This is a genomic window from Staphylococcus sp. EG-SA-17, assembly GCF_017151845.1.
In the GTDB taxonomy this organism is placed as follows: Bacteria; Bacillota; Bacilli; order Staphylococcales; family Staphylococcaceae; genus Staphylococcus; species Staphylococcus aureus.
Genome location: NZ_JACVZO010000057.1, coordinates 1 through 2,198 on the forward strand (window position 1 = coordinate 1; position 2,198 = coordinate 2,198).

Genomic DNA, 2,198 nt, shown 5'->3' on the forward strand with positions numbered 1-2,198 from the left:
TGTAAATGGCGGTTATAAAATGTAGGAAAATGGCGAAATGAAAATGCTGTTTTTCCTACATTTTTTCTTTTTTAAATTATATAATCATGTCTTAACTCAATCTTCGATTGGAGGTTATTTGATTGAGACATGACATTTATGAAGGAGTGCTATTTTACATTATGAAAGGTATTAAACCAAATTATGCCGAGCTTGGTCGACAATATAATTGTGATCCAAGAACAGTTAAAAAATATTATGAAGCAGGAAAAGAAAATGAATTAGAACGATTGAAGAAAAGACAACAAAATAAGAAAGCATCAAAACTAGATCCATTTAAAGAAATTATTAATAAAAAAATTGAATTAGGATGTACAGCTATGGCCATTTTTAAATATATAGAGAAAAAGGGTTATGAAGGTAAATATACTATTCTACGAGAATACTGTAAAAATAAAAAACAAAATGAGACTAAAAAAGCAACTATACGCGTAGAAACTAATCCCGGTATAGCTGCTCAAGTAGACTGGAAAGAAGATATGGTAATGCATGATAAGTTTGGCAGAACTTATCAATTCAACATCTTTCTTTACGTTCTACACTATTCAAAAATGAAGTATATCACATTAACTTGGGATAGAAAACAAGATACCTTATTTGAATGTTTAAAAGACGCTTTTGAATACACCGAAGGGGTTCCAAAAGAAATCTGGTTCGATAATATGAGAACTGTAGTTGATCGACCTAGAACACAATATAAAAAAGTCGTCTTTAATAATTTATTTTATCAATTTAGTAAGGATGCCAACTTTGAACCTATTGCTTGTAGACCCTATCGTCCTCAAACAAAAGGGTCTGTTGAATCATTAGCTAAATTTGTTGAACAGCGTTTAAGACCATACGATTATGAATTTTATGATGCTGTAGAACTTATTGGGCTAGTAAACGATTTATGTCACGAATTGAATCACTTAGAAATTTCACAAGCAACAGAACAACGACCTATCGACGTTTTCAATTATGAAGAAAAAGAACATTTAAATTCTTTTAATGCCAAGTTACTAGATACTTACATCGAAAATGAGTGTATAAGAATCGTTTCTAAAGAATCGATGATTAACTTTAGAAAAGGTAAATACTCGGTACCTACTAAATACATTGGTGAAGAAGTACAAGTGATATTCAATAATTCTACTGATGAATTGCTGATTTATTATGATGGTGAATTAATAAGACGGCATAATCTATCCGAAAGAAAATTTAATTATATCGTTGAAGATATGAGTGAAATATTAAAATCAGATGTATTTAAACATAAGGATGACAAAGAAATTCTTACGTATATAGAAAATTCATTATTACTGTATGACGAAATTTAGGAGGACTTTCGATGAATACGAACCATCAAAAATTACTTAATAACTTTGAAATATTAAAACTAAAAAAATTCAAAGATTATTATCCAAACTATATTGAATTACTTTCTAAAAATGAGAAATCTTTAACTGAAATATTGATTGATTTAACGGAAAAAGAAATAGAATATCAATCAGAATTAAAATTTAAACGTGCTGTGAATTCAGCACGTTTCCCTAAAATAAAATATTTACATGATTTTGATTTCATGTTTCAACCTAGTATAAATCAACAAGAAATACTCACTTTAAAATCTATGCATTTTTTAGAAGATAGTATAAATATTTGTTTCTTAGGTAATAGTGGTGTTGGTAAAACACACCTAGCAATCTCATTAGGAATAGAGGCATGTAAGCAAAATATAAAGACTAGATTCTATACTTTCAAAGAATTAATAGACTTATTAACTGTCTCAGATTCCAAAGGAATCATTAATAAAACATTAAAGCAATTAAGCAGAATAGAGTTACTTATCATTGATGAAATTGGTTATACTCCCATCACCAAAGAACAAGCTGATTTATTCTACCAGTTAATGTCACTAAGGTATGAGTGGAAATCAACAATAATTACGACTAATATTCCATTTTCGAGTTGGGGAGAGTCATTTAGTAATAAGATTGTATCAGCAGCTATAATTGATCGGTTAGTTCACCATTCAAAAGTATTTAAAATTACTGGAGAATCATATCGATTAAAAGATTATAAAACCGAAAAATCATTAAATATACGACAATCTTAAACCGCTAAAAAACGACATTTTCAAACCGCCATAAAACAGCATTTTTAAACCGCTATTGACA

2 protein-coding genes are annotated in these 2,198 nt (G+C 28.8%); both read left to right on the forward strand.

What is annotated here, in order from left to right; genetic code table 11:
• Positions 1 to 122: 122 nt before the first annotated feature.
• Positions 123 to 1,358 carry an IS21 family transposase gene (gene istA, locus IDG65_RS13905; protein ID WP_001215400.1) on the forward strand — a complete coding sequence of 412 codons (1,236 nt, stop codon included), beginning with the start codon at positions 123 to 125 and terminating at the stop codon, positions 1,356 to 1,358.
• Between the two features lie 11 nt (positions 1,359 to 1,369).
• Entirely contained in the window at positions 1,370 to 2,137 is a 768-nt protein-coding gene (gene istB, locus IDG65_RS13910) for an IS21-like element helper ATPase IstB (RefSeq protein WP_001095317.1), read from the forward strand.
• Positions 2,138 to 2,198 lie beyond the last annotated feature (61 nt).